This is a genomic window from Flavobacterium sp. (genome assembly GCF_040382755.1).
Taxonomy (GTDB): Bacteria; Bacteroidota; Bacteroidia; order Flavobacteriales; family Flavobacteriaceae; genus Flavobacterium.
This window is the reverse complement of the sequence record NZ_JBEIET010000185.1, coordinates 1-2,935: the sequence shown is the minus strand read 5'-3', so window position 1 is coordinate 2,935 and position 2,935 is coordinate 1. Positions and strand designations below refer to the sequence as shown.

Annotated in this window: 4 protein-coding genes; 2 read left to right on the top strand and 2 right to left on the bottom strand. The window is 31.2% G+C overall.

Annotation, left to right across the window (positions count from 1 at the left end; translation table 11 throughout):
- Positions 1 to 119: 119 nt before the first annotated feature.
- Positions 120 to 530: a 6-pyruvoyl trahydropterin synthase family protein gene (locus ABWO04_RS10875; protein ID WP_353079720.1), complete on the bottom strand. Its 411-nt coding sequence runs from the start codon at positions 528 to 530 to the stop codon at positions 120 to 122.
- Between the two features lie 4 nt (positions 531 to 534).
- Positions 535 to 1,059 (bottom strand): isopentenyl-diphosphate Delta-isomerase, encoded by a 525-nt coding sequence (idi, locus tag ABWO04_RS10870; RefSeq protein WP_353079721.1) that lies wholly within the window; start codon positions 1,057 to 1,059, stop codon positions 535 to 537.
- Positions 1,060 to 1,210: 151 nt separating this feature from the next.
- On the opposite strand from idi, the gene ABWO04_RS10865 reads away from it, so the two are divergent.
- Together ABWO04_RS10865 and ABWO04_RS10860 are read left to right on the top strand one after the other, a co-directional pair.
- Complete coding sequence (locus ABWO04_RS10865) at positions 1,211 to 1,981, top strand: ParA family protein (protein WP_353079719.1); 771 nt, start codon at positions 1,211 to 1,213, stop codon at positions 1,979 to 1,981.
- Entirely contained in the window at positions 1,981 to 2,880 is a 900-nt protein-coding gene (locus tag ABWO04_RS10860) for a ParB/RepB/Spo0J family partition protein (protein ID WP_353079718.1), read from the top strand. Before ABWO04_RS10865 ends, ABWO04_RS10860 begins: the two co-directional genes overlap by 1 nt.
- Positions 2,881 to 2,935: the final 55 nt, after the last annotated feature.

The following is a 2,935-nucleotide window of genomic DNA, read 5'->3' as shown; positions in this document are numbered from 1 at the left end:
TCCCAGCTTTCGCCAATTTGGCTGCCATCAAAAGATTTATTTAAAACTTCTTTTAGTTTGATACCTCCCCAAATTCGTTCTTTAAAAATGGGTTTGAAAAGTAAAGGATAAAACAACATTTATTTGCCTCTATAGGTTACAAAATTACGTGGCGTTTCATATAAAACGACTTCTAAATCTAAATTTATATTAATGTGATTTCTTAATTTTTGCCAAATAACAACTGAAATATTTTCGGCTGTTGGATTTAAATTTTCAAAATCAGGAACATCTAAATTCAAATTTTTATGGTCAAACGCATTTTCAATATGCTCTTTTATTAAATCTGACAAAATTTTTACATCAATTACAAAACCAGTTTCCTGATCAATTTCACCCGTAACACTGACAATTAATTCGTAGTTGTGCCCATGATAATTTGGATTGTTGCATTTACCGAAAATGGTATCGTTTTGTTCCATAGACCAATCTTTTCGATATAACCTATGTGCAGCATTAAAATGCGCTTTTCTACTTACTGTTACTTTCATTTTTTTATTTATTGTCATCAAAATGATGATAAAATTCCTCAAATATTATTTTAAACCATACCGTATAAAGATTCGGATTTGCAATCATGTCATTTTTTACTTCTTCAATCTTCATCCATTTCCAACTTTCTACCTCATCTTTATTAATATCGGGCATTTCGTTATAATAACCAAGCATAACATGATCTAATTCGTGTTCGGTTAAACCGTTATCAAATGGTGCTTTATAGATGAAATGGAACATTTCTTTCAATTCTGTTTCAAAACCCATTTCTTCGCGAAGTCGTCTGGTGCCAGCTTGAATATTTGTTTCATTTTCTCTTTGATGACTACAACAAGTATTGGTCCACAATAAAGGAGAATGGTATTTATGATGTGCACGTTGTTGCAACATCAACTCATTTTTATCATTTAAAATAAAAACAGAAAATGCTCTATGCAAAACCGCTTTTTCGTGTGCTTCAAGCTTATTCATCAATCCAATTGGATTGTCATTTGCATCAACTAAAATAACTTTTTCTTCTACCACTCTTAAATTTTTAATTGTCAAATTTACAAAAAAAATAATTTTTACAGCAAAGATATCCTGAAATAAAGACTTTAACGTATTGTTAATAAAATTGGGTTGGTTATACCATAAAAAATTGTATTTTTACGCTTCTAAAATTTTAAAAGAAAAAATGGGTAAAATCATTGCAATTGCCAATCAAAAGGGCGGGGTAGGAAAAACAACAACTTCGATAAATCTTGCTGCTGCATTAGGTGTTTTGGAAAAAAAGGTGCTTTTAATTGATGCCGATCCGCAAGCAAATGCGAGTTCTGGTTTAGGAATTGACGTGGAAGGTGTTGAAATAGGTACTTATCAAATAATAGAACACAGCAATACCGCAAAAGAAGGTGTGATTTCTACAAGCGCTCCAAATGTTTGGATTATACCCGCACATATTGACTTAGTTGCCATAGAAATTGAATTGGTTGACAAAGACAATAGAGAATATATGCTAAAACAAGCCTTACAAGAAATTAAGGAGGATTACGATTATATAATTATTGACTGCGCGCCATCTTTAGGTTTATTAACGTTAAATGCGTTAACCGCTGCAGATAGCGTTGTAATTCCTATTCAATGTGAATATTTTGCATTAGAAGGTTTAGGAAAACTATTAAACACAATAAAAAGCGTACAAAAAATTCATAATCCAAGTTTAGATATTGAAGGATTACTTTTAACTATGTACGATACCCGTTTACGATTATCAAATCAGGTAGTTGAAGAAGTTCAAAAACATTTTAATAATATGGTGTTTTCGACTATTATTCAAAGAAATATTAAATTAAGTGAAGCACCAAGTTTTGGAGAAAGCATTATAAATTATGATGCAACAAGCAAAGGAGCTGCAAATTACTTAAATTTAGCAGAAGAAATTATCAAGAAAAACAGTAGTAACTAATGACAAAAGCAGTAAAAAAACCTGTGTTAGGAAGAGGACTTTCAGCACTTTTAAGCGATCCTTCAAACGACATTAAGTCTGTAGAAGATAAAAATGCAGATAAAGTTGTAGGAAGTATCATCGAACTTGATATTAATTTTATTGAAATAAATCCGTTTCAACCAAGAACTAATTTCAATGAAGACACACTTCAAGAATTAGCTAAATCTATAAAAGAAGTTGGCGTTATTCAACCTATTACTGTTAGAAAATTAGAATTTAACAAATACCAACTAATTTCTGGAGAACGAAGATTACGTGCTTCAAAATTATTAGGACTTGCTACTATTCCTGCTTACATTAGATTAGCAAACGATAACGAATCACTTGTTATGGCATTGGTTGAGAACATTCAACGCCATGATTTGGACCCAATTGAAGTTGCCATTTCGTACCAAAGATTAATTGAAGAAGTAAATTTAACTCAGGAAGAAATGAGTGAGCGTGTAGGTAAAAAACGTTCAACCATTACTAACTATTTACGTTTATTAAAACTAGATCCAATTATTCAAACTGGAATGAGAGACGGATTTATTTCGATGGGACACGGTAGAGCATTAATTAATATTGAAAACCAAGAAGCGCAAAGTGATATTTACCATACCGTGGTTACTCAAAACTTATCTGTTAGAGATACAGAAGCGTTAGTGAAAAAATATCAAGAAGGTTTAAAACCTAAATCAAGCAAAACAACTGCAACAAAATCATTCGAAATTGCTATTGAACAAAAGAAAACTTTTGCTAACTTCTTTGGTGCAAAAGTGGATATCAGTGTTGCTGCAAATGGCAAAGGAAAAATAGCCATTCCTTTTCATTCTGAAGAAGATTTTAATCGAATTATGAAATTAATCAACGATTAGTGAAGCGGTTTCTTTACATATTTATTTTACTGTTTTTGGGCACAACATTTTCTGT

Excerpts from the sequence above, each read along its gene's own strand:
- ABWO04_RS10875 (WP_353079720.1), bottom strand. The coding sequence starts at position 530 with ATGAAAGTAACAGTAAGTAGAAAAGCGCATTTTAATGCTGCACATAGG.
- ABWO04_RS10865 (WP_353079719.1), top strand. The coding sequence starts at position 1,211 with ATGGGTAAAATCATTGCAATTGCCAATCAAAAGGGCGGGGTAGGAAAA.
- ABWO04_RS10860 (WP_353079718.1), top strand. The coding sequence starts at position 1,981 with ATGACAAAAGCAGTAAAAAAACCTGTGTTAGGAAGAGGACTTTCAGCA.